The 24172-nt window shown below is 41.0% G+C and carries 17 protein-coding genes and 2 tRNA genes; all 19 read right to left on the reverse strand.

Going from position 1 to position 24172, the window contains the following annotated elements; translation table 11 throughout:
- Positions 1-78: 78 nt before the first annotated feature.
- The 19 genes from cadA to HOD97_06925 all read right to left on the reverse strand — a co-directional run bounded on the left by cadA (position 79) and on the right by HOD97_06925 (position 24171).
- Positions 79-2535, reverse strand: coding sequence for a cadmium-translocating P-type ATPase (cadA, locus tag HOD97_06835; protein MBT4281312.1), 2457 nt, complete (start codon positions 2533-2535; stop codon positions 79-81).
- A gap of 65 nt (positions 2536-2600) precedes the next feature.
- Complete coding sequence (locus HOD97_06840; GenBank protein ID MBT4281313.1) at positions 2601-3044, reverse strand: SnoaL-like domain-containing protein; 444 nt, start codon at positions 3042-3044, stop codon at positions 2601-2603.
- 76 nt (positions 3045-3120) lie between these two features.
- Positions 3121-4866: a multicopper oxidase domain-containing protein gene (locus HOD97_06845; GenBank protein MBT4281314.1), complete on the reverse strand. Its 1746-nt coding sequence runs from the start codon at positions 4864-4866 to the stop codon at positions 3121-3123.
- 102 nt (positions 4867-4968) lie between these two features.
- Positions 4969-5256, reverse strand: a complete 288-nt coding sequence (locus HOD97_06850) for a hypothetical protein (GenBank protein MBT4281315.1) — start codon at positions 5254-5256, stop codon at positions 4969-4971.
- Positions 5257-5318: 62 nt separating this feature from the next.
- On the reverse strand, positions 5319-8837 hold the full coding sequence (locus tag HOD97_06855) for an efflux RND transporter permease subunit (GenBank protein ID MBT4281316.1): 3519 nt from the start codon (positions 8835-8837) through the stop codon (positions 5319-5321).
- Between the two features lie 137 nt (positions 8838-8974).
- Positions 8975-10417: an efflux RND transporter periplasmic adaptor subunit gene (locus HOD97_06860; GenBank protein MBT4281317.1), complete on the reverse strand. Its 1443-nt coding sequence runs from the start codon at positions 10415-10417 to the stop codon at positions 8975-8977.
- Between the two features lie 36 nt (positions 10418-10453).
- Positions 10454-11680 carry a TolC family protein gene (locus tag HOD97_06865; protein MBT4281318.1) on the reverse strand — a complete coding sequence of 409 codons (1227 nt, stop codon included), beginning with the start codon at positions 11678-11680 and terminating at the stop codon, positions 10454-10456.
- 110 nt (positions 11681-11790) lie between these two features.
- Positions 11791-12144, reverse strand: coding sequence for a hypothetical protein (locus tag HOD97_06870; GenBank protein MBT4281319.1), 354 nt, complete (start codon positions 12142-12144; stop codon positions 11791-11793).
- A 46-nt stretch (positions 12145-12190) separates the two neighbouring features.
- Positions 12191-12730 carry a hydrolase gene (locus HOD97_06875; protein MBT4281320.1) on the reverse strand — a complete coding sequence of 180 codons (540 nt, stop codon included), beginning with the start codon at positions 12728-12730 and terminating at the stop codon, positions 12191-12193.
- On the reverse strand, positions 12724-13233 hold the full coding sequence (locus tag HOD97_06880; GenBank protein MBT4281321.1) for a hypothetical protein: 510 nt from the start codon (positions 13231-13233) through the stop codon (positions 12724-12726). Before HOD97_06880 ends, HOD97_06875 begins: the two co-directional genes overlap by 7 nt.
- A 142-nt stretch (positions 13234-13375) precedes the next feature.
- Positions 13376-15793, reverse strand: a complete 2418-nt coding sequence (locus tag HOD97_06885; GenBank protein ID MBT4281322.1) for a hypothetical protein — start codon at positions 15791-15793, stop codon at positions 13376-13378.
- Between the two features lie 81 nt (positions 15794-15874).
- Positions 15875-18415, reverse strand: coding sequence for a TonB-dependent receptor (locus tag HOD97_06890; GenBank protein ID MBT4281323.1), 2541 nt, complete (start codon positions 18413-18415; stop codon positions 15875-15877).
- A gap of 119 nt (positions 18416-18534) precedes the next feature.
- Positions 18535-18608 (reverse strand) — tRNA-Met (locus tag HOD97_06895).
- Positions 18609-18705: 97 nt separating this feature from the next.
- Complete coding sequence (locus tag HOD97_06900; protein MBT4281324.1) at positions 18706-19722, reverse strand: endonuclease/exonuclease/phosphatase family protein; 1017 nt, start codon at positions 19720-19722, stop codon at positions 18706-18708.
- Positions 19723-19824: 102 nt separating this feature from the next.
- Positions 19825-21141 carry a ribosome biogenesis GTPase Der gene (gene der, locus HOD97_06905; protein MBT4281325.1) on the reverse strand — a complete coding sequence of 439 codons (1317 nt, stop codon included), beginning with the start codon at positions 21139-21141 and terminating at the stop codon, positions 19825-19827.
- A 138-nt stretch (positions 21142-21279) separates the two neighbouring features.
- Entirely contained in the window at positions 21280-23109 is a 1830-nt protein-coding gene (locus tag HOD97_06910; GenBank protein ID MBT4281326.1) for a long-chain fatty acid--CoA ligase, read from the reverse strand.
- A 65-nt stretch (positions 23110-23174) separates the two neighbouring features.
- Positions 23175-23732: a DNA-deoxyinosine glycosylase gene (locus HOD97_06915; GenBank protein MBT4281327.1), complete on the reverse strand. Its 558-nt coding sequence runs from the start codon at positions 23730-23732 to the stop codon at positions 23175-23177.
- Positions 23729-23959 carry a DUF167 domain-containing protein gene (locus tag HOD97_06920; protein MBT4281328.1) on the reverse strand — a complete coding sequence of 77 codons (231 nt, stop codon included), beginning with the start codon at positions 23957-23959 and terminating at the stop codon, positions 23729-23731. The genes HOD97_06915 and HOD97_06920 overlap by 4 nt, the downstream gene beginning before the upstream one ends.
- A 140-nt stretch (positions 23960-24099) precedes the next feature.
- Positions 24100-24171 (reverse strand) — tRNA-Gly (locus HOD97_06925).
- Between the last annotated feature and the right edge of the window lies 1 nt (position 24172).

Raw genomic sequence — 24172 nt, forward strand, 5'->3', positions numbered from 1 at the left:
CCATTCCAAGAATTAGAATTACAGTCTTCTGTAGTTTCATTGGTTGGTCCTTTCTGTGGTTTATTTTAAAATTCACTTTCACAGCGAAATCTTTCGTAATCGCAATGCATTGCCAATGACAGTTACCGAACTGAAACTCATGGCGGCGGCGGCTATAATGGGGCTTAGCAGAATTCCGAAAAACGGATAGAGTATTCCGGCGGCAATTGGAACTCCCAACCCATTATAAGCAAAAGCCCAAAAAAGGTTTTGCCGAATATTCTTCATAGTTGCCTTACTTAATTGCCGACCCCGAACAATTCCCGACAAATCGCCTTTAATCAACGTCATATCTGCGCTTTCCATCGCCACATCAGTGCCATTGCCCATAGCGATTCCAACGTCTGCCTGCGCCAAAGCGGGAGCATCATTTATTCCGTCTCCGGCCATGGCTACAATTTTTCCTTCATTCTTCAATTTTTTTACAATTTCGTGTTTCTGATTTGGTAAAACATCTGCTTCCACATGGTCAATTTCCAACTTTTTCGCTACGGCATGTGCTGTTTTTTCATTATCTCCGGTGAGCATGACGATTTGTAAATCTTCATTTTTTAATTCTGTTATTGCGCCGTGAGTAGATTCTTTGATGGGGTCAGCTACTCCCAAAATGCCAGCAGGCTTAGAATCAATAGATACAAACATAACGGTGCATCCTTCTTTTTGCATTTCGGTTGCCAAATCTCTTAATCCGCCAAAGTCCACATGCAACTCGTTCATCCATTGCAAATTGCCAATAGAAATTGTTTTTTCATTGACTACTCCATGAACACCTTTTCCAGTCAAAGAATTAAAATCGGAACATGTTTCGATAGGTAAATCTCTTTCTTGCGCTTCAGAAACAATAGCATTCGCTAAGGGATGTTCACTCACTTTTTCAACGCTTGCAGTCCATTGCAATAAATTACTTTCAGAAACCGGATCAATAGTGTGAATACGAGTGATTTTCGGCTTTCCTTCCGTCAGTGTGCCAGTTTTATCCACCACAAGTATATTGACTTTCTCCATGATTTCAAGTACTTCCGCATTTTTAATCAATACACCGTAAGCGGCGCCACGACCGGTGCCAACCATAATAGACATAGGTGTCGCCAATCCAAGTGCGCACGGACAGGCAATAATCAATACAGCAACCATGTTTATTAAAGCAAATGCAAATCGCGGTTCGGGACCCCAAATAGACCAAATCATAAAGGTTACCATACTGACTCCAACAACAGCCGGCACAAAATATGATGCAACTTTATCTGCAAGATTTTGAATGGGTGCGCGGCTGCGCTGAGCTTCATTGACCATCTGCACAATCTGGGACAGAAGCGTTTCCCTGCCAACTCTCTCTGCTTTCATTAGCATCGATCCCGTTCCGTTTACAGTTGCGCCCACAACGGTATCACCTTCATTTTTTTCTACCGGGATTGACTCGCCGGTGACCATGGATTCATCCACACTACTTTGCCCTTCAATAATTACACCATCCACGGGGATTTTTTCACCTGGCCGAATCCGCAGAATATTTCCTTTTTGTACATGTTCTAACGGTATATCTTCTTCTCGGTCATCATCGCCAACCAAGCGAGCGGTTTTCGGCGCCAACCCTAATAGTGCTTTTATGGCACTACCGGTTTTATCTCGCGCGCGTAGTTCTAAAACCTGGCCCAAAAGCACTAACGCAATAATCACTGCTGCAGATTCAAAATATACGGGAATGATACCGTCTGCATTTTTCAATGCTGCAGGAAAAATTGACGGAAACAACGTAGCAATCACACTGTAGGAATATGCCACACCTGTACCAATGGAAATTAGAGTAAACATATTCAGGTTTCTGCTTTGAATGGATTTCCAACCTCGATGGAAAAAGGGTAATCCGCCCCATAAAACTACCGGCGTTGCTAATGCTAATTCTAACCACGTCTGCAACGAACCAAAAAATCCGCCGGTGAACATTCCGCCCATGGTAATGACCAATAATGGCACCGCCAGAACAACGCTAACCCAAAACCGTTGGGTCATATCAATCAATTCAGGATTTCCTGTATCTTCAAGTGAAACTTCCATGGGTTCAAGAGCCATTCCGCAAATAGGGCAATCTTCCTGTTGATCCCTTATGATTTCCGGATGCATTGGGCAAGTAAATTGAACATTTGCACCTTCAGGAATCCTGGTTTTTTCAGGCTTCTTATCGCTCAGAAATGAATCCGGGTCTGCATCAAATTTTGTTTTGCAATGGGTACAGCAGAAAAAGAATTGTTGGCCATTATGTGTCGATTTAGCCGCAACATTTTCAGGGTTAACATCCATACCACACACAGGGTCTTTTTCAGCTTTAAGTGCAGTATCAGAACAACAAGCTGATTCATCCTTGACTTCTTTCGATTCTGATATCACGAAATTTTCCGGATGTTTCATAAATAAATCGTGGCAATATTCGGCACAGAAACCGTAGACCTTCCCTTCCCAATCCACAGTAGAAACTGCTGTTTTTTCTGTGACCGTCATACCACATACAGGGTCTTTTAATTCAAAACTAGAATCTTTCATTGGAATATTTTCAGGTAAGTTCATTATACTGGTTTACTTGCTGACTGGGTATGAACCACCCTCCAAACTCCGTTAACCCAGCGTAGTAAATAAGTACCGTGACCTTTATTATGTATTTCCCTGCCAGTTGATGTGGTGAGTTCAATTTCGGTATCCACAACTGCCCAGGCAAAATTTTCTTCAAAATGTATTTGAATATTCGTGAATTCTAATTTCAAGCCCAATTCAGCTTCGGGTTCAACATGATTCACTATCAAATCTTCAAGACCAATATTTTGGCCGCCACCTTCAAAAAATCTGGCACCATCCCAATCCAGAAAATGGCTACGGAAAGCTGTTCCATCGCCATTCTCCCAGCCAAGACGTATTTCATCGATAATATTTTCAATCAATTTTTCATTATGATCTGCTATATTTTTTTCACAACCCAGTACTACTATTGCAAACGCAAAAATAAGATTTTTCATACTAGATCCATTCTTGATTAATCATTCTCTAATAAATTCATTCTTTAAATTGCATCTGGTTATTCATTTCCTGTCATTATTTTAACAGAATTAGTTTTTGAGTTTCAACATGACTTCCACTTTGTAGCACTGCAAAATAAATACCACTTGGCTGATTGGATCCATTCCATTGAATTTTATGTGTACCCCGTTCAATTATCTTATCTAGCAAGGTTGTTACCAATTTACCAGAAATATCAAATAATTGTAGGGTCACCACAGTATTTGTTTCTACAGAAAAACGGATTGTAGTTGTCGGATTAAAGGGATTTGGGTATGCGTTGTGAAAATTGAAATCTGTTACTAATATTTCAGGTCCACCTATTCCAACTGATGATGTATCTACTACGGTAAATTGTCCCATCATTCCAGTTTCTTCGTGAGTAAGTATATGGCAGTGATACATATACGGTACGGACGTATCTGAAAAGTCTTCAAATTTAGTAATAAATTTTGCTGTACCATTCTGAGATGGGACCAAAACGACATCTTTCCACCCTTGCATATGTGGAGGAGGCGCTACACCATTTATTTCTAAAATATTGAACTGAACATCATGGATATGAAATGGATGTGCAATTTGTGATTGATTCCTTAATTCCCATATTTCAACATTATTCAATGGAATTTCATAATTAACCACATTGATATCAAAAGGGTCACCATTAAACTGAAACGGACCATTTAATGCACCGTTTGAGCCCATGTTAACCGGTGAAAAAACAATCTCTCTCGTTTGATTAACATCGGCTGGATTCCATGGTAAAACAGAAACAAGTGAAGTCGGAATGGTTGTAATTGGATCAGCTGTGGAGGAAGTAATACGCATTTCCAATAATGTAAAATCACTTCCATTTAATGGATTGTCTGCATAATAGGGGATCGAACTTCCACCCATTCCTCCTACAATACTTGCGCCATAAATTCCATTCGGTATCAACGACCCATAATTCATTATACGAATGGTGTCGCCAGTCATATTGTTCAAATCAATCAATACTTCATAACGTTCCCCAGGGGAAATTATTAATTGATCCAACGCAATAGGTTCGGGTAATAATCCTCCGTCAGTTCCTATTACATTAAAATTTGAATTATTATCTAGACCAATATTAAAGGACCGTTCGGAAGACCCATTCAATAAACGAAGTCTGATAATTTGCGCCGGTACATCAAGATACGCATCTATTGTTCCATTGGTGAATAAAAATGTATCTAACCCACTTGAATCCATATTGGTTACAATTTGATAATTTTCGTTCAATGTTTTTGTCTGAAAAACAAGAGGAATATCGTCCACGCCATAGTTCCTTGGCAAATCCAATAATGCCTCTTCATCATCTTTGACAATTACAAACCCGGCAATTCCCATTTGAACATGTTCATTTGTTTTATGCATTAGATGAGGATGGTACCACATGGTAGAAGCGTGGTCTTTTACAGTAAAATACGGGTTCCAAATAGTATTCGGAGGGATGGGCGTGTGAGGGCCTCCATCAAATTCAGCCGGAACGTGCATGCCATGCCAATGAATCGTGGTTGTATCAGGAAGTTGATTATCAAAAGTAATATTCACGTCTTCCCCTTTATCCATAATCAAGGTAGGTCCAAGGATAGGGTAACTCACACCCATAGTTTGAGTAAATATTCCGGGAAAAAATTCCATCTCACTTTCTTGTAGTACAAGATCAAAATTACTACCTGTCAAAGCAGGTGGGACAATTAACTGATTTTGACTAAAAGCTAAATTATTTATGATAAGTACTAACATTATTTTTTTCATGAGAATTTTCCTGAATTTCGTTATTCAATAAGAATGATAATTTGTATTAAACTATTATGAGAGTCTTTCGAGACGATACCCCGAAAGACTCTCATTCAGCTTCTATTTATTCTTACAACAGGCTTTGGTTTCAGATTTTTTCCAAAACATCCAACTGCTGGATTTTTTGTGATCACATTTCGATGATGCCTCACTTTTTTCACCTTTATACGCACAATTCTCTTTCTTTGAACTGTCGCATTTTTTACTCTGGTGGTCGCAACCCACTGCCAAAGAATTCTGAGCTTTTGCAGGTTCAGTGATTTCCGTTTGGACTGTTGGAGTTTTATCCTGCGCAGAAATTACTGATATTGCTGCAGTCATGATAAAGACCATTAATAGGTTTTTCATTTTACTTTCCTTTCGTTTGTGTATTGTTTGTTTGATTATTAATTCACCAAATCTCATTGGTTTTATTGAATTTCTTTTTCTTTTATCATCGAATAAAAAATCGGCACTACAAATGTAGTTAAAATCGCAAATACCATTCCACCAAAGGATGGAATCGCCATGGGAACCATCACATCTGCGCCGCGACCGGTGGACATCAAAACAGGAATCAGAGCCAAAATGGTAGTAGCTGCAGTCATCATGGCCGGACGGATTCTCCGTACGCCGGCAAACACAACCGCTTTGCGAATATCTTTAATTGTATCCGGTTTCCGCTGCTGAAAACTTTGATCAAGGTAGGTGCTTATTATAACTCCATTATCACTTGCGATACCAAAAAGCGCTAGGAAGCCAACCCACACAGCGACACTCAAATTCACCGGATGAATTTGAAACAATTCGCGTAGGTTTTCACCAAAAAGTCCGAAATTCATGAACCAGCCCTGTCCATAAAGCCAAAGCATCACAAACCCACCTGACCATGCAACAAAAATTCCGCTAAAAACTATTAATGCAGTTGATACTCTTTTGAACTGAAAGTATAAAATTAAAAATATGATAATCAATGCAAGAGGTAACACAACTGCCAATTTTTTTGATGCACGGATTTGGTTTTCATAGGACCCTGCAAATATATAGCTTACACCTGCTGGAACGTTCAACGTCCCAGATTTAATGAGATGGTCCAAATAAGATTGTGCTTCTTCTACCACGTCCACCTCAGCCCATTCATCCAATTTATCAAACAAGACATACCCAATTAAAAATGTATCTTCACTTTTAATCACCTGCGGACCACGGACATAATTCATGGTCGACAATTGTCCTAACGGAATTTGAACACCGTTTTGTCCCGGAACTAAAATCCGGTCCAGTGATTCCATATCGCTACGGTAATCCCGCATATAACGCACCCGGACGGGATACCTTTCTCTACCTTCTACGGTAGTGGTGATGGGCATACCACCAATAGCAACCTCAATCGCATGTTGGACTTTTTGCAGTGAAATTCCGTAACGGGCAATCGATCGCCGATTTATATCAATTTCCAAATATGGTTTTCCAACGATTCTATCAGCAAACACCATTTCGGGTTTTACGCCGGGGACATTTTTTAGGTGTTTTTCCAGCTCCATTCCAAACGCTTCAATGGTGGTTAAATCAGGTCCTTTAACCTTAATTCCCATGGGAGCGCGCATTCCACTTTGCAGCATCACAAGACGGGCAGAAATTGGCTGTAATTTTGGCGCAGATGTTGTCCCCGGAATCTGGGCAGCTTTGACCAGTTCATCCCAAATATCGTCGGCAGTGCGAATATGGTCTCGCCATTGACGAACACGTTTTCCATTCTCATTTAGACCATATTCAGATTTATAAGAAACAATCGTTTCAACCATGCTCAAAGGCGCCGGATCGAGCGGTGAATCTACCCTGCCAATTTTACCAACTACCGATTCCACCTCCGGGACGGAATACAATGCTTTATCCAAAGTTTGCAGCACATCAATAGATTCTTCCATTCCGGCATGAGGCATTGTGGTTGGCATGTACAGGTAGGAACCTTCATCCAGCGGTGGCATAAATTCCTTTCCCAACCCCGGGAAAGTATGCTGCATTGCGATAAATGGACGGGAGGAATGGACAAACCTCGGCATCCAGCCAAAGAAAGCATCAAATCCCAGCCAAACAAGCAATCCGAGGATCGTAACCAACGCCGGCAACGAGAGTGCTTTTACTTTATGATCTAAAGCCCATGCCAAAATTTTTGGATATACTTTCGTGAAACCGGTTATCGTGCCCATAATTAAGGCAATTAGAAATCCTGCAAATAGGAAATTCAAAATGAATCCTTTTTCCAATCCCAGCGGCGACCATGTTGATGCCAAAATGAAAACCACCATCACAATCACCAATCCATTGCCTAACCATGGGAATTGTTTCAATAGGGCTATTTCAAACCTGAATCGTTTTTCCTTTTTTCCAAGTAGCCAATGCGCAATGACCGGCAGAATCGTCAGGGCAATAATAATGGATGAAATCAAGGCAAACGTTTTGGTGTAAGCCAAGGGTTTGAATAATTTCCCTTCCGATCCAATCATGGTGAAAACAGGTAAAAAACTGATCACAGTTGTGGAAACGGCAGTGACCACCGCACTGCCTACTTCTGATACAGCATTAAAAATCACTTCCTTTGTTTTTTCTTTCGCCTTTTCCAAATGTTTCAAAATGTTTTCAGTCACCACAATTCCCATATCCACAATAGTGCCAATAGCAATGGCAATTCCGGAAAGGGCGACAATGTTGGCATCTACTTTAAATACTTTCATCCCAATGAAAACCATCAAAACAGTCAGAGGCAGCATCCCGGAAATCAACATAGACGACCGAAAATGCATAACCATCACAAGGATTACGATAATCGTGATTAAAATCTCGTCCCGTAGTGCATGGCTCAATGTACCTAGCGTCTCATAAATCAATCCTGTTCGATCATAAAATGGTACAATAGTCACTTGACTCACAGAACCATCAGAAAGTGTCTTTTTGGGTAATCCGGGAGAGATTTCCTTTATTTTTTCTTTTACATTCTGAATGGTTGCCAGTGGATTTTCGCCGTATCGAGCTACCACGACACCTCCCACTGCTTCTGCGCCTTCTTTATCCAACACGCCTCGACGCAACGCCGGGCCCAAGGTAACATGGGCAATATCTTTAATATAAAGCGGAACATTATCTCTAGTTTTTACTACGGTATATTCTATGTCTTCCAATGATTTAATGAACCCCAATCCACGGACCATATATTCTACACGATTGATTTCCACCGTTCTGGCACCCACATCCAAATTGGATTGGCGAACCGCATTAAATACTTCTGTCAATTGAATGCCGTGTTCCCGCATTGCCATCGGATCCACATCAATTTGATATTCTTTTTGGAATCCGCCGATAGATGCTACCTCTGACACTCCAACTGCAGATTGAAGGGCGTAACGCACAGTCCAATCCTGAATACTTCTTAGTTCTTCTAAATCCCAACCGCCGGTTGGATTGCCCTCTTTATCACGACCTTCCAGCGTGTACCAAAACACCTGTCCTAAGGCCGTAGCATCGGGTCCTAATGCGGGAGAAACACCTTTCGGGACTGTACCGGATGGAAGAGAATTGAGTTTTTCTAAAATGCGCGAACGTGACCAATAAAAATCTACTTTTTCATTAAAGATGACGTAAATGGTGGAAAATCCGAACATGGAATAAGACCGAATGGTCTTCACATCGGGAATTCCTAGCAAAGCAGTGGTCAGCGGATAGGTAATTTGGTCTTCAATATCCTGTGGACTTCTTCCAGACCATTTTGTAAAAACAATCTGCTGGTTCTCGCCAATATCCGGAATGGCATCCACTGGCACCGGATCCCTCGGTAGATTGCCCAGATTCCAATCGAATGGCGCTACCATAATACCCCAAACCACAGCGCCAACAAGCAGAATGGCAACAACCAATGTATTGTCAAGAAAATATCGTATTATTTTATTTAGCATAATTTTCGTTCATCCCAAACCATTGAATAATTGGTAGCATAGAATCGAAATGACAAACTACGTGAATCATTTCTAACCATTTCCTTTTGGCAACAATCCACTCCACTCATTGTTGCAATCCATTTTTAATTCCCATCTTAATGCTGATGATTTATTGGTTTATTTTTATTCATATTCCCGTCGGGATTCATCATACTGGATTTGGCGGCAATCTGCATAGCGCTATCAATTTTAAAATTCCCTTTAACTACAACTCGTTCACCTTTGTGAAGTCCACTTCTGACGATGTAAAAATCCCCGGCTCGGTGTCCCAAAACAATCTCGCGTCCTTCAAATGTTTCATTATCTTGTTGAACATAAACAATGGCCCGTTGACCTGTTTTTAACACAGCGCTGACAGGAACAAGTAAAGGATTTGAACCATTGCTATGATGAACAAACCCAAGAGATTCTGCCGATTCTAATTTCATTCCGCAAATGGAACAGTTACCTTTTCGGTTATGAACTTCTTCCGGATGCATAGGGCACACCCATTTGCCAATCAAATTTTTTCCCATTGCCTGACCGTGAGAATCAATATTTGCTTTTACGATTCCGCTTGTAAACATTCCCGGTTTTAGCATTCCCGAAGCATTATCTACATTGAGTCGTACCCGAACAGTTCGCGTTTTTTCATCAACGATCGGATCAATAAATGCCACAGCACCGGAGAATGTGTGTCCCGGAAGCGCCGCAGTAGTGAATGTAACATTTTGTCCATACTGAATCATGGCGACTTCAGTTTCATAAACATCCAGTTTTACCCAGACTTGTTCCAGACCAACCACATCAAAAAGCTTTGATCCGGTTTTTACATAATTCCCTTCGACTGCACTTTTGGCAATAACTACACCTGATATTGGACTAAAAATCGTAACTCTATCGGACGGTGTTCCTCTACTTTCAATTTCTGAAATTTGATCATTCGTTAAACCGAGTAATTGTAATTTTTGCCGAGATGCTTCCAAAATCATGTCAAACCCGTTACCGGATGAAGCATCTGCACGCAAACGAATTGCTTGCAAAAATTCTTCTTGCGCAGAAACCAATTCAGGGCTGTATAATTCTACTAAATGGTCTCCTTTCTGTACAGATATTCCAGTGAAATCCACAAATAATCTTTCAATGCGTCCGGGGACCCACGCCGTAATGGATTTGATGCTTGTTTCATCATAATCCACTTTCCCGGATACTTGAATTTCTGCAAATGCTTCACCATGTTTCACCTCGATTGTTTCAACTCGTGCAAGTGCTTGAGCTTCCGGTGATAAAATTAATTCATTCCTGTTAACCGAAGATGATCCTTTGGCTACCGGAATTAAATCCATAAAACAAATTGGACATTGCCCCGGCTCAGGCAAATTGACACTGGGATGCATAGAGCAGGTCCAAGTATCCGCTTCTACTTGTGAACTACGATGCATTTGGTTTTCTTCCATTTCGCCTGGAAACCCAAACCATAAACCGATTAAAAACGTTAGGACCATAAATCCCCAAGTGAAACCGTTGAAATGTTTGATATTGTCTAATATTTTATTCATTATATCATCCTTTATTAATCCGATAGATTATTTGAATCATTCTTCAATCCCCAAAAAAGATTCTAAAATCGCTTCGTGGGTAAGATAACTTACAATTGCTTTCTCATATTCTAATTTGAACTGAAGTAAACGTCTTTGGGCATCAATCAGTGTTAAGAAATCTGCTTTATCGCTGATATATGCTTTTTCGGATGCGCCCAAAGATTCCCGGCTTTTAGGAATCAATTCATTTCCATACAATTCTATTTTTCGTCGAGCATCATCCATTTTGAACAGGATATTTTCTGCAGCGGCAATCATTCTGTTCTGATGACTGACGAGTTTATTTTCTGCAGCTGTTTTTCTGTATCGAGCTGCGGATATTTCTTTTGCATTCTTTCCAAACCAAATGGGTAAATCAATTGAAAATTTGAACAATAACGGATCTTTCCCGCTATTTGGGCTCCCTTCTTTTTCTCCGGTTCCGATATAATCCACGCCCAACCCGAAATCCGGCAGATATTGCAGTTTTGCTCTCTGTAATACACTTTTGCGAGAACTGACAGAATATTCAGCCGCTAAGAGCGTGTGATTCTTTTCCCGTATCATTTGAAATACAGATGCTTTGGGTAATTCTTGCCATTCCACATGTAATGAATCATGGTGGTCAATTTGAACTAAAGATGGATCATTAATTACAGATCTGAATTCCTGCAATAGAGGATTTTTACGAGTTGTTAATGATTTCAGATCATTTTGTAATTTAAGTAATTCAATTTGAGTTTTTATGAAATCCAGATGCCCGGCTTGAGCAGTTTGATATTTGGTTTGAATAACCTTTTCCCAGTTTTCCAACAAATGGACATTTTGCTGAGTAATGTCAATGGCTCTTTCAAGATAATACACATCATAATAAAGTGATTTTATTTTTGCCGTAACATCTGCTAAAGTTTGAAAATATATTTGTTCCAATGCGTCCGCTTGGGAAGATTTTGCTCGACTGGCTGATCCCAGTTTTCCAAACATGGGGAATTTCTGCATGATTCCAATTTTATATTCCTGCGGTCCGACTGCAGTTTCTACACTTTCCTGAAAAACGCCAACACTCAACATTGGATTTGGCAGTTTTTTAGCCACAGATATTTCGTCCTGTGAAGCTTTCCAAAGATAAAATGCACTCTGCACATCAGCGTTATTTTCTTGACCAAATTTGACATAATGATCTAATGATTGTTGGCCAAAAATATTCGCCGCTAACAACGTTATTGTTAAAATTATTTTCATGTCTAAATAGTGATTATTTATCACTCCTTCATTGATTAAAAAAACGGATGCCGTTTAGATGCACGGATCCCTTGTAGCGGACAATAATCCGCAAATAGTTTCAGGAGTGTCTAAATCAGAAGTGGAAGATTGAGGTGGGCTATAGGCCCGGGGTCGGATTCTATCCGATGAATGTATAATTCAGATTTGTTATTTGTGATCTGGTAGTTTTGAATTGAAAAATTTATTACTGCATCAGTTGTTTTCAAATCGGCTTTATGAAAAGGACCTGATACAATTGGCATAAATACCGACGTTCCGCAATCTGACATTGTCGGACAATCAATATCTTTTTTCATATCGCAACAGGATTTTTCCACTTTAATGCAACAAGGCATTTCACAGTCACCTAAATGAATAAAGGGTGCTGCAGTAGCGCCTGCGAACAGGATGATTAAACCAATGGCTGTTATATTTTTCAGCATGTTCCTTTAATATACGCCATAATATCAAAAAGTTCCAAATACAGCATTATTTAATAATTTTTATCAATTCACGGAAGTTATTACCCTCGGCAATTTCCTGAAGTTCAAACAATGCAGTTTCTACACTGGTTTGGGATCCGCCATTCAGAATGATCTTATCCAGCCCCATGTCTCGATTGAAAGACGTCCGGGACGACACGGCATCTGCAACCACCTGAACCTCATACTCGGCTTCCAATAAATCTACAGCTGTTTGATATACACAAACGTGCGTTTCAATTCCGGAAACGAGAATTTGAGTTGCGCCGGTATTTTTTAGGGCTGATTGGATGTCCGAATCGCGCCAGCAAGAAAACTCTTTTTTAATGAACGGCTTTTGCCCATCCAGTAAGTCAGCAATTTCAGGAATTGTTTCGCCTAGTTTTTCCGGAAGCTGTTCTGTCCAGATTATCGGAATATTCAAAACTTTCGCACCGCGTATGAGTTTCCGCATATTAGCAACATATTCATCGGCGTTCTGCATAATTCGAGCGAGCTTTCCTTGAACATCTATAACGATTAAAGCGGTAGAAGATTTTTTTAACATAAGGTTTTTAATTCCTTCCAATAGACGGTTGCCCAATGATCAACGGTGCCGCCTGTTCTTACGATTTCAACCGTGTTCATTAGGAATGAATCCTTCACGTCCAATTTACGAATAATAGACCTTTTTTGCTCTTCTGGCATTTCCTTGTAAATAAGACTGATATGAGGATTGAAGGAGTATGGATTTAGATTCGGAGTTAGGATATGAGATTCAATTTGGTGCTGGAAGTTAGATAATTCGTGGGATTTTTCCAGTTCAATGAAAATTGTTTTCCAGATTACATCGGACTGACCGATGCCGGTTTTCCTCACCTCAATTGGGTTCAGGCCAATAGATTTAATAAGATCTTTGGCAGTGGATAAATCCGTAACGGGAGAATACAGCGTACAGTGAGGACTGAAAAATGGTGCATCATATTCCTCTGCTAATTCTCTAATCACTGAGGATAAAAACGCTTCATCTTCTTCACATGGTGTCAACCAAATTGAATACTGTTCAATCATTTAAATTATAAACAAGCTTAACGCAGAGGCGCAAAGCGCAGAGTAGGTTTTTAAAATGGGGTATTCTGAAATTTGTATATCTGTTTTTTCTATGATCAATATTATCTGAATTTTCGTTAGCGCCTTTGCGTTGAAAAAAGGTTTAGTGACCGCGTTTTTTACTACGCTTTCTTTTGGGTTTATTCAGATTTTCAATTGCGTCATCGATGGCATCAGCATTTATCGGATCGTATAAATTTTCCAACAATTCAATATGTTTCTTTTTCCCGTACCTTCCAACAGTCCCAATGGATGCGGATCGCACATTTCTATTCGGGTCTTCAAGATGATCTGCAAACCATTCCAAGAGTTCAGGGTTGTCTTCCACTTTTCCGGACAGCGCCCAGACAGCCGATAAACGGGCATCCCAGGTAGTACCTCCATATTCTGCTAAATCCTTCAATTCGGCTAAAGAACTGTCTGTCTCTTGTTTAGAAATGGCACGAATCGCAGACCGGCGCAGCATGTCGTTATGAGAATCGGTATTAAGTGCCCAGTGTATTTTCGCATTAAAGGCAGAGGTGTCCACTTTCCAAAGGCTATTAAAGGCATCATTTATGAGATAATCCTTTTCGTCCACTGAAAGAAATCCAAGTAAAAAATCCCGGACTTCATCACCTGTGTAATTTTTAAGGGCCCGAACACAGGCGCGCTTCACTCGATTGTCTTGCCCTTTTGCGGCCGCGATCAATTTTGCTTCCACTTTCCGGGGTTTTAACTTTCCTATTGCATTTGCTGCTTCTGCACGGACGCCAAAAAATGAATCGGTTTTCAATGATTCAAACAATGCATCCACAACCGATTTTCGTGCACTCAGTTTCCCCAGCTCATTAGCTGCCCAAACCCGATCATTCACATGGGACGCATATTGTAACTGATATATCAAATCTTTCATTGATTTTTTATGGGTTAAATATTTTGGGATCAAATTTCCCTCATCAAATAAAACCATGTTTGGTTTTCCATCTGACGGAAACGTAAAGGTCTGCTTTTCTTCTTCAATAAAAATAACATGCTGCGTCATTTTGCCATCATCCACAACAATCGTCACAGGAAGTTTAAACAAAGATGTTTCTTCAATATTCTGTGTCTGGGATACTGTCATCGTAACCATATTATTCCGACGGCTGTACTTGGTTTTCACTTCAAGTTTCGGAAGTCCTTTAGTGTAAACCCACTGATCAAAAAACCAGTACAGATTCTGTCCGGTAGCTTCCTCAAATGCCTTTTTCAAATCCTGAGTCTCCACATTTTCAAATGCATATTTTTGGGTATAATGTTTCATGCCTCGCCAGAATGATTCATCGCCAAGATATTTTTTAAGCATATACATGATGACTGCACCCTTGGCGTAGATATTGGCATCAAATACTTCCCAACTCTTTTCATAATGATACTGAACAATGGGACGTGAATGGTAATTATTTGCACGTATAACGCTTTTCAGTGATTGAAGTCTTGCGTATTCTCCACCATCAAATCCTTTATCATGTTCCACCCAAACAAGAGTCATAAAAGAGGTTAATCCTTCGTTAAGCCATGCATTTGCCCAGTTGCGAGTTGTCAGCAAATCGCCATACCATTGATGGGCGAGTTCATGAGCCACCAGTCCGTCGCTAGAATGATCCGGCCGGGCATTTTCTGTATGCATCGTTTCATCAGTTTGGTGAGAGAGTGTTATGTTTTCCATTCCGCCAAACATGAAATCCTCTAGCAAGACTTGATCGTATTTTTCGTAAGGATAAGGGAATCCGGTGCGATCGTTGAAAAGGGAAATCATTTCCGGTGTTTTACCGAAGGACCGGAGTGCATCTTCTCTGCTGTGTTCCTGATACACCCAATAATTCACGGGCAACTTTCCATGAGAATCCTCAATTTTTTTATAATCGCCAATTGCAAACGACATCAAGTACGCAACCATCGGAGAATTTTCCTTCCAATGGAATGTTTTCTTATTGCCGTTTTTATTGATTGAAATGAGTTCGCCGTTGGATACTGCTGTCAAATTTTCGTCAACTGTAAGAATCGTTTCAAACGTGGCGCGGTCGTTTGGATAATCGTGCAACGGCACCCAATAATGATTGTCCATATCTTCGCCTTGCGTCCACGCCTGCAAATGTTTTTCCGGATAGACAGAATCAGGAAGAATGAAAAAGAGCCCAAGTTTGGGTTCAGCCCTATATTCAATTTTTATGTTGAGTGTATCTTCAAATCCGTATTCCCCGTCCAAATCTATTTCGAGCTTTTTTTCTTGCGCTTCAAATGTTAGCGATTTCTTCCCATTCAAAGTGACGGATGATACGACTGTGTGCTCACTGTCCAAACTTATCCGAGATAAATTTGTTTGAAGTGGACTGAACGTATTCGTTACGTTTCCCTCTACCGATTCTCCTCGAATATCTATCTCAATTTCGATGCGAATATGGTGGACGTCAAAATCCCGGTCTGGCGTAGGGTTGTAGCGTTTTTCTTCTGCATAAGTAAGTGCAAAAAGAATAGAAAGTAAGAAAATGTGTTTCATGTAATTCCTAGGGTTAAAACAGCCGGAAACTTACAAGAAATCTATTGGCTTTTCAAATGGGTTCAGCCTGACCAAATTTGATTAATAATCCATATCCATCATGCCGCCGCCTTCTCCTCCTCGGCCCATACCTTCGCGGCTCCAACGGCGCTTCTGCTCAAGCTTCCCAAAATTATAATTGAGCACCAACGAAACCGTCCGGCGATCGCGTTTCCGCCATGCATCCATTGTTTGGGTGTAATTCTCGCCGATTAAACTTTCAATATCCTGTTCAGTATAAATCGAAAATTTTCCACTATTGGTAAGGTCATTGATTTTTAATGTCACTGATAGTCTGCGGTCAAAAAACGATTTTTGAATTCCAAGATCAAAGGTAACCATGGGATCAATATGCCCATAATTGATTTTCATTTTCCCCCGAAATCGGCTCGTGATTTCGACTTTAGCAATCCCCGGAACCGTCACATTCAAATTCCCGAATCCACCTATTCCACGTGATTCTCCGTTCAAATCCGATTCGCCGGAACCAAAAGAGCGGGAATTCCAACCGTATGCATTCAGCGTCAGGTTTACAAACGGCATAAATCGAAGATTAAGCATAACGTGACCCACAAACCGCTCTGCAAATCCTGCATTGTCTGCTGTCATAATTTCGAATTCTTCGTTCCCTACTACCAAAATGTCGCGGTCCCACCACTGAATCATATCTGTAAGACGCTTGTAAGACACACCGGTATTAAACGTCATCGTCCGAGTATTTGTGAAGAAATTGAATTCCAGCGCTTCGCTGTATTCCGGGCGAAGAAATGGATTTCCAGTCCGCACATGCGAAGCATCAGTTGTGTTCCTAGGAAACGGGCTCAGCGATCGGCGACGAGGTCTATTCACCCTTTTGCTGTATCCAAACTGAATCTTGGTGCTTTTCGAAAAATCGTAGAGTAAAAACGCACTTGGATATACCTGAAAATAAGGATTACTGAAGGGCGACGTTGAAACTGCTGTATCAATAATGGCGGTAAAAACATTGACGGAATCAGGTGTAGCAGTTGAACTGCGCGTTACGCTAGCGTCAGTACTTACTTGTTCTGCTCGTGCGCCAAGCTTGAGACCCAACTTTTCTGAAATTTTGTGAGAGAGCGTCGCATATACCGCGTGGACATCCTCCTGATAATTGTATGCATACGGCAGACTGAGATAATCAAGGTCCGTGTTAAACTTCTGGATTGTGCTTTTAAACCCTGTTTCCAAAATTGTCTTTTCACTGAAAGGATGGGTGTAGTCCGAAAGAATCACAATATTGGAATTCTTTTCATCGGAATGGCTGTGCGCCCCATCCTCCACATGGATATGTTCGTCACCTAATTCGTCGGTGCCTTCCACATCTTCTTCTATTTCCTCATCCACAGAGGAATTGTGGGTAATGTCAATTATGAGGTCCCGTTCCTGTTCATCAAAATCACGGTCGTACCTGAAGGACCAGTCCATTGTGGATCCCTTGTCCCATTCCACACTTTGCTGTTCACCGTAATCAGGCTCAATATAATCTATGATTGTTCTGTCGCGTTTATCATGCGACTCAAATGTAGACGTGAGAGAAAATGTATTTTTCGAACCGAGGTAATAATCGGCGCCTAATCGAAACGAAATACTTTCCGGCTCTCGAATCCTGAGTGTATTCTGATTCATGATATTGATTGAATCTGTGTATATATAATTGAACAATCTGGCGCCATCGCCATAGCGATTGCCAAGCCGATAACTTCCGTTCCCGGTCAAGTTCCAATTATTCATGCGGTAGTTCAGCATTCCGGAACCGTTGTATTTCCCGTATTCCCCTGCGGAAAGAGATGTGTTACCATTGAAGCCTTCAAAAATACCCCGCTTCAAAATGATATTAATAATTCCGCCCATACCGTCTGGATCATATTTCGCTGACGGATTTGAAATAACCTCTACGCGTTCAATCATAGCAGCGGGAATGTTATCGACCATTGCACGTCGGTCTCCGTGGGTCATACCGCTGGGTTTTCCGTCAATGAGCACGGTTACGTTTTGGTCTCCTCGAAGACTAATATTTCCGTCGATATCCACGTCCACATTTGGGATTTTCTTGAGGGCATCTTCTGCCGTTCCGCCGGCTACAGTAAGACTTTTATCTACATTAAATATCTGCTTATCAATAGTCTGTATATAAGAAGGTGCATCTTCAATCACGTCCACTGCTTCCATTTGGACAGCAGTAATTTTGAGTCCTATCCGACCAAGATTCAATTCTGTACTACCACCTTCACCGGGAAACAATTTAAACGGACCAAGTACCTTTTTTTCATATCCGATGAATTGGATAACCACTGAATAACGTCCAAGCTGAAGTTCCTTTATTTTGAAAGATCCATCCTTTTGGGTAAGCCCGCCGGAAACAATTGTTTGGTTACGACCACTGATGATAGATACAGAAGCGTATTCTATCGGGTTCCCGTTCATGGAGTCCAAAACCGTTCCTTCAATTACGCCAATCTTTGGCATCATGGATGGGTCAAATTTCCGGCCACCGCCTCTTTGGGAAAAAGCTAATGTGAGTCCCAAAATAGATAAAAATAATGCTGTACTAAAATGTTTCATAAAATTCCTTAGTTAGTGGTTGGATGTCACTAAATGAGACATCAAAACAGCGTGAAAGTTAAAAAGTTCCTGGTAATGTTTATAGAAAAGAAAAAGCCACATTAATGGAGTATTTTTTGTAGCGGGGACAGGATTTGAACCTGTGACCTTTGGGTTATGAGCCCAACGAGCTACCAGACTGCTCCACCCCGCGATCGGTTTTTAAAATCTTTTCAATAAGCTGCCCGCACGATCGTTAATTCTGTTAAAATGCGCCGGCGAACTTATAAAGAGAAAGCAAATCCTACAACCTATTCTAATCGATATATTTTTAAATAAATCGGCATATGATCCGAATAACCTCCGAGCAGTTTATTTCCCGCCCAAAATCTGAAGGGAGAACCGTCGTATTTTCCAACATGCTGACGGTATTCCGGGCCATCAAACACCCGCTCTGACCCGTTTACAAACGTAAGATTTTTTTCATCCCAAAGTCCCGAACTGATGATCAAATGATCGTACACCATATCTTTCCCACCATATTTATAAGTACTACCTTCTTTATTCCTGTGATATGGTTCCATCACATTCCATAAAATAGTATCCCTACCATTTACCTTCGTTTTGTCCATATTTGCGCCGAGATGCTCCACAATAGATGGATCGATCGGCTCATCGTTTAAGTCACCCATAATCACTATTTCCGCATTTGGATTATATTCCAGCAGGCGCTCAACTTCCTTCCGCAGGGTTCTCGCAGCCGCTGCCCGAAACGGAATAGTTTTTTCCACACCGCCATATTTTGATGGCCAATGATTGACAAACACATGCAAAATCTGTTCTTCAAATTTCAATGTGGCATGAAGAATGTCTCGTGTAGGTTTTCCGGATGGAAGCAATACTTTGATTTTCCGTGAATCTACAAGCCAAAGTTTTTCCGGATTGTAAAAAAGTGCAACATCAATCCCGCGAAAATCAGCAGATTCATAATGCACAATCTGGTATTCAAATGATGGAACACGAGAATCCAAATCTTTCAGGACTGCTTCATTCTCAATTTCGCAGAGTCCAAGAACATCGGCACCTATCTTGCTAATAACAGAAGCGATATTGTTCATTTTCAAATTATAAATTCCTTTATTTATGCGCTTTTTCCCACCTATAGCAAATTCATTATCATTCTTATACGGATCGTCTTCTAAGTCAAAAACATTCTCAACGTTCCAGAATCCAACGGTAAGCGTATCGCCAGCAAAAATAGGTGTGATGCAGATCAAAGCACTTAATACCAGAGCCTGTTTAACTTTTTTATATGAAACTTTATGCATAAATCCTCGTATGGTTAATTTAAAGCGGGTACGGAAATTACTCTTGCCTAACCTGAAAAACCTCAAGTTACCTCCTTGGTTTAGGTCCGTGCCCGTTTTTTCTTATTTTTTCCTGAATGTTAATTTTATCGGCACACCTTTAAACCCAAACGATTTTCTCAATTTATTCTCAAGATATCGCTTATAAGTAATTGGCATCAAGTTTGGATAATTAGTAAACAGGGCAAAAATTGGCGGACCATAATGTACTTGGGTCATGTATTTGATTTTGATATTCTTTCCCTTAACCGCAGGCGGGTTCAATTCCCTTGTAGCCGAATTCAAAAATGCATTCAACTTTGATGTGGAAATAGATTGATTGCGAGCTTCGTGTACGCCATCAGCCGCTTCTAGCACAGCCGATATTCGTTGTTTGGTCTTGGCGGAAATAAATAATATAGGAAAATGCGCAAGCTCTCGGTATTGGTATCGCATCTCCTTTTCGTATTCAGAAAGTGTTGCAGAATCTTTTTCTACAAGATCCCATTTATTCACAATTAGTACCATGCCCTTACCGGATTTTATAATGAGGTTTGCGATGGATTTGTCCTGCTTGCCGAATGCTTTATTTCCGTCAATCATCATCAGCGCTACATCGCATGCCTGAATAGATCTTCTGCTCCTTACCGTGCTGTAAAATTCGATATTATCCATGGCTTTGCTTTTTTTTCGAAGCCCGGCCGTGTCAATCAGAGTGATGTCTTTCCCATGCCATTTCAAATTAGAGTCCACCGCATCGCGTGTGGTACCCGGGACATTTGTAACAATTGAATTTTCTTTTCTCAATAAAGCATTTGCCAAGGAGGATTTTCCCACATTCGGCATTCCAACAATGGCAAGGCGTAAATCCTGGTGTGGTTCTTCGTCCTGAGGATCGAATGTGAGATTTAGTTTTGCAACTATTTCATCAAGAAGATCACCGGTGAGTCTTCCAGTCAACGCAGAAAAAGGGATTAACGGTTCTAACCCAAATTCATGAAACGCATTTATCCTTTCCTCGGATTCCAAAGTGTCACACTTATTCACAGCAACAATCAGTTTTTTTCCTGATTTCCGAACAAACTGTGCCAGGGTTTTGTCACTGGCAGTTGGATCTTCTCTACCATCCACCATAAATAAGACAAGATCTGCTTCATCAATGGCTTGGCGGGCTTGCTCGCGGACTGCTGCTGTAAACGCATCTTCATCCACAGGAATATATCCACCTGTATCGACAAATTGAAGTGTATGGCCGGTCCATTCGGTAATTCCGTACACACGATCTCGGGTGATACCTTCCTGGGGATCCACAATCGCCTTCCGCTGTTTGAGCAGGCGATTAAAAAAGGTGGACTTCCCAACGTTGGGACGTCCGACAATTGCTATGAGTGGAGTTGCCATGATTGATTTTTTTCTTGATTTAAGTCGGGGAAATTACAACGCCTGGATCAAAAGTCAGCAGGATGGAATAAGAATACTATTCGCGCTACATCGCAGTAAATGTGATAATTATTTTATCACTTTAGTAGTTACATGGAATTATTCAGCGTAAAGCGAATCGATGGTGTCGGACCACTTGGTGTAAATCTTGGCGCGTTTGATTTTAAACGTCGGTGTTACTTCATCATCCACCATCGTGAAATCTCGAGGAAGTACTGCGAATTTTCGGATATTTTCTACCTGCGCATACATGGTATTAACTTTATCAACGCCTTCCTGAATTTCGCTCAGAATATCCGGATCGGCAGCGAATTCTGCGACAGTTTTTCCTTTGGATTCCAAAGTGGAAAGCAGTTCTGTTGGTTTGATATTGGAAATATCAACTCCCATTTTTTCCTTGAGTAAATATCCTACATCGAGGGTAATCAATGCCGTGCAAAAATGACGGTTATCTCCGATCATAACGGCCTGCGCCACTGCCGGAATTTCCCTAATATCCTGCTCAATCGGAATTGGTGCAATGTTCTTTCCTCCGGACGTTACCAAAATTTCTTTTTTCCGTCCTGTAATATATAGGAAGCCCTCATCATCAAATTTTCCAACATCACCGGAATACAGCCAGCCGTCTTTCAAGCAAGCGTCCGTTTCTTCTTGATCTTTGTAATAACCTAAAAATACGTTTGATCCTTTTAGCATTATTTCGCCATCATCTGCGATTTTCACTTCCGTTCCAGGAAAAGCCGGTCCAACGGATCCGGGTTTGTTATTCCACGGACGATTAAAAGATGTCGGCCCGGATCCTTCAGATTGTCCATATACTTCCACAACCATAATATCCAAACTCGCAAATAGCTTTAAAATATCAGCATTGATTGGAGCTGCACCGGTTACACCAACCTTCAGATTGTTGAGACCGAGCGCATTTTTTACTTTACTGAACAATAGTTTGTTCGCTACATTGTATTTCCATCCGCCACCAGATCCCCCACGGAAAATATCAGCATTGTGTTCCTCTCCTGCTTGCAGAGAAAAGTTGACAATTTTTTCTTTGAGACCGCTCGCTTCGCCAAGCTTTTCTTTAAGACCGGCATAAAATTTTTCCCAAATACGCGGTACTCCGAATAAAATAGAAGGCTTTACTTCCTTCAAATTGTCTAGCACATCCAAAAGTCCGGTAGCAAAATATACTTTCCATCCTGTAATAATAGGTGCATGGATCGTAAACATTTGCTCGGCAATATGTGATAAAGGCAGATACGAAAGCGATGTATTATCCGACGTGAATTTCAACATATCAATCGCCTGACTGGCAGTCCACACCAGATTTTTGTTCGAAAGCATCACTGCTTTTGGCGGACCTGTGGTTCCGGAAGTATAAATAAACGTAGCCGGTTCATTCGCCGATGTATTGCAGTAAAGTTCTTCCACTTTCGTTTTGTCGTTATCCGAGCCGATACCCATAAACGTTTGCCAATCCATATACAAATCATCTGCAATGTCCTCGCACCGGATCATGCCTAACACATGTTTGAGATGGTGAAGATTCCCCCGTTTCGCTGCAACTTTATCCCACTGATCTTTGTTTTCCAAAAGCAATATAGTTGATTCGGAATGATTCAAAATGTAGGCAATTTCTTCAGGTGAATTTGTGGTATAAATGCCGGCGGGAATTGCGCCGATCATAATAGCGGCAAGGTCCATCACTACCCATTCGTAACAGTTGAAACCGAGAATACAAACCGTATCACCTTTACCCATGCCGAGTTTTACCAATCCGGCAGCAGCAGTGTGCACATCACTCGCATATTGACTCCAACTGATGTCGTGCCATTCGCCATCTTTTTTAAACGCTATTCCGGCCACATTTCCTTGTATTTCGGCCTGCTTGAATAAATGGGTTACGGTATTTTCAAACTCTGGGTGTTTCATAGTCAGCCTCCGGTTACTCTTCAAAATTGAACCTGCAATTTAATGGTTGGAATTGATTTTGGCAATCAGCCTAAAAAATTAGATTGAATGTTCTTCCAGTCATGATATTTTTTGAGAAAAAGTGAATCGAAATCTAATTTATTTCGGTCCTCACTGCTAGATGAATACAGGGTTAAATAATCAAAGACCTCATCATACCCAATATGGAATTTATACAAACCCGCTGCGCTAAGAGGGCGAGGATTTTTTTGTTTTCCTCCACCATTAAAGGCTATGGTTTTGATGTTTGGATATTTCTTAAAAAAGAGTCTGAAATTATTGGGTTTAGCATTCAAGATATCGCGGTCTGCGCTGGTTTTCCGTTCGCATGAACGGAGCACATCCCAAAGTGCCACGCCGTGTGATAACGCATATTGTATTTTATCTTTATAGGATGTGGTTGCATTCCATCGCTTTGCAACCGTTTCTTCATCCGATCCTTCCAGAACGGCGAAGATTAGCGGCCAAAAGAGATTTGTCGCATTCGCGTAATACTGATTCACCTTGAGAGAATCTTTACTTGGAAAAGTACCAAGAATGAGCATCCGGCTGCTCGCATTTACAATCGGTTTGAATCCCTTCATTCCAAAATTCGAATCCGTTTTTGTCTGCTGGTCTGCCCGGACACAATTTCGATCTTACTTTTGGGTACAGACCAATATTCCGCAAGTGCCGTTTTTACCGCAGCGTTGGCTTTCCCCTTTTCCGGTGTAGAAGTCACGTACACTTTGAGTGTATCAATTTCTTCCGCTACGGCGTTTCGCGAAGCACGGGGAATGACCTTTATTTCTATAAATTTGTTGGTGACCATTAATAGGAATATACAGACAGCGGAACTAAAACGCCCATTCTCATGCTAAATCTTACGAAGTATGTTTTTGATCAAAGTTACTCCTAATTAAATCATCCTGCCGTCTTTCGTTAAGCTTAGGCTGGGCGTCAATGTGATAGAGCGGGCGATGAGAATCGAACTCACGTCACGAGCTTGGGAAGCTCGGGTAATAACCATTATACGACGCCCGCA

The organism is Candidatus Neomarinimicrobiota bacterium (assembly GCA_018651745.1).
GTDB lineage: Bacteria > Fidelibacterota > Marinisomatia > Marinisomatales > TCS55 > JAAZYX01.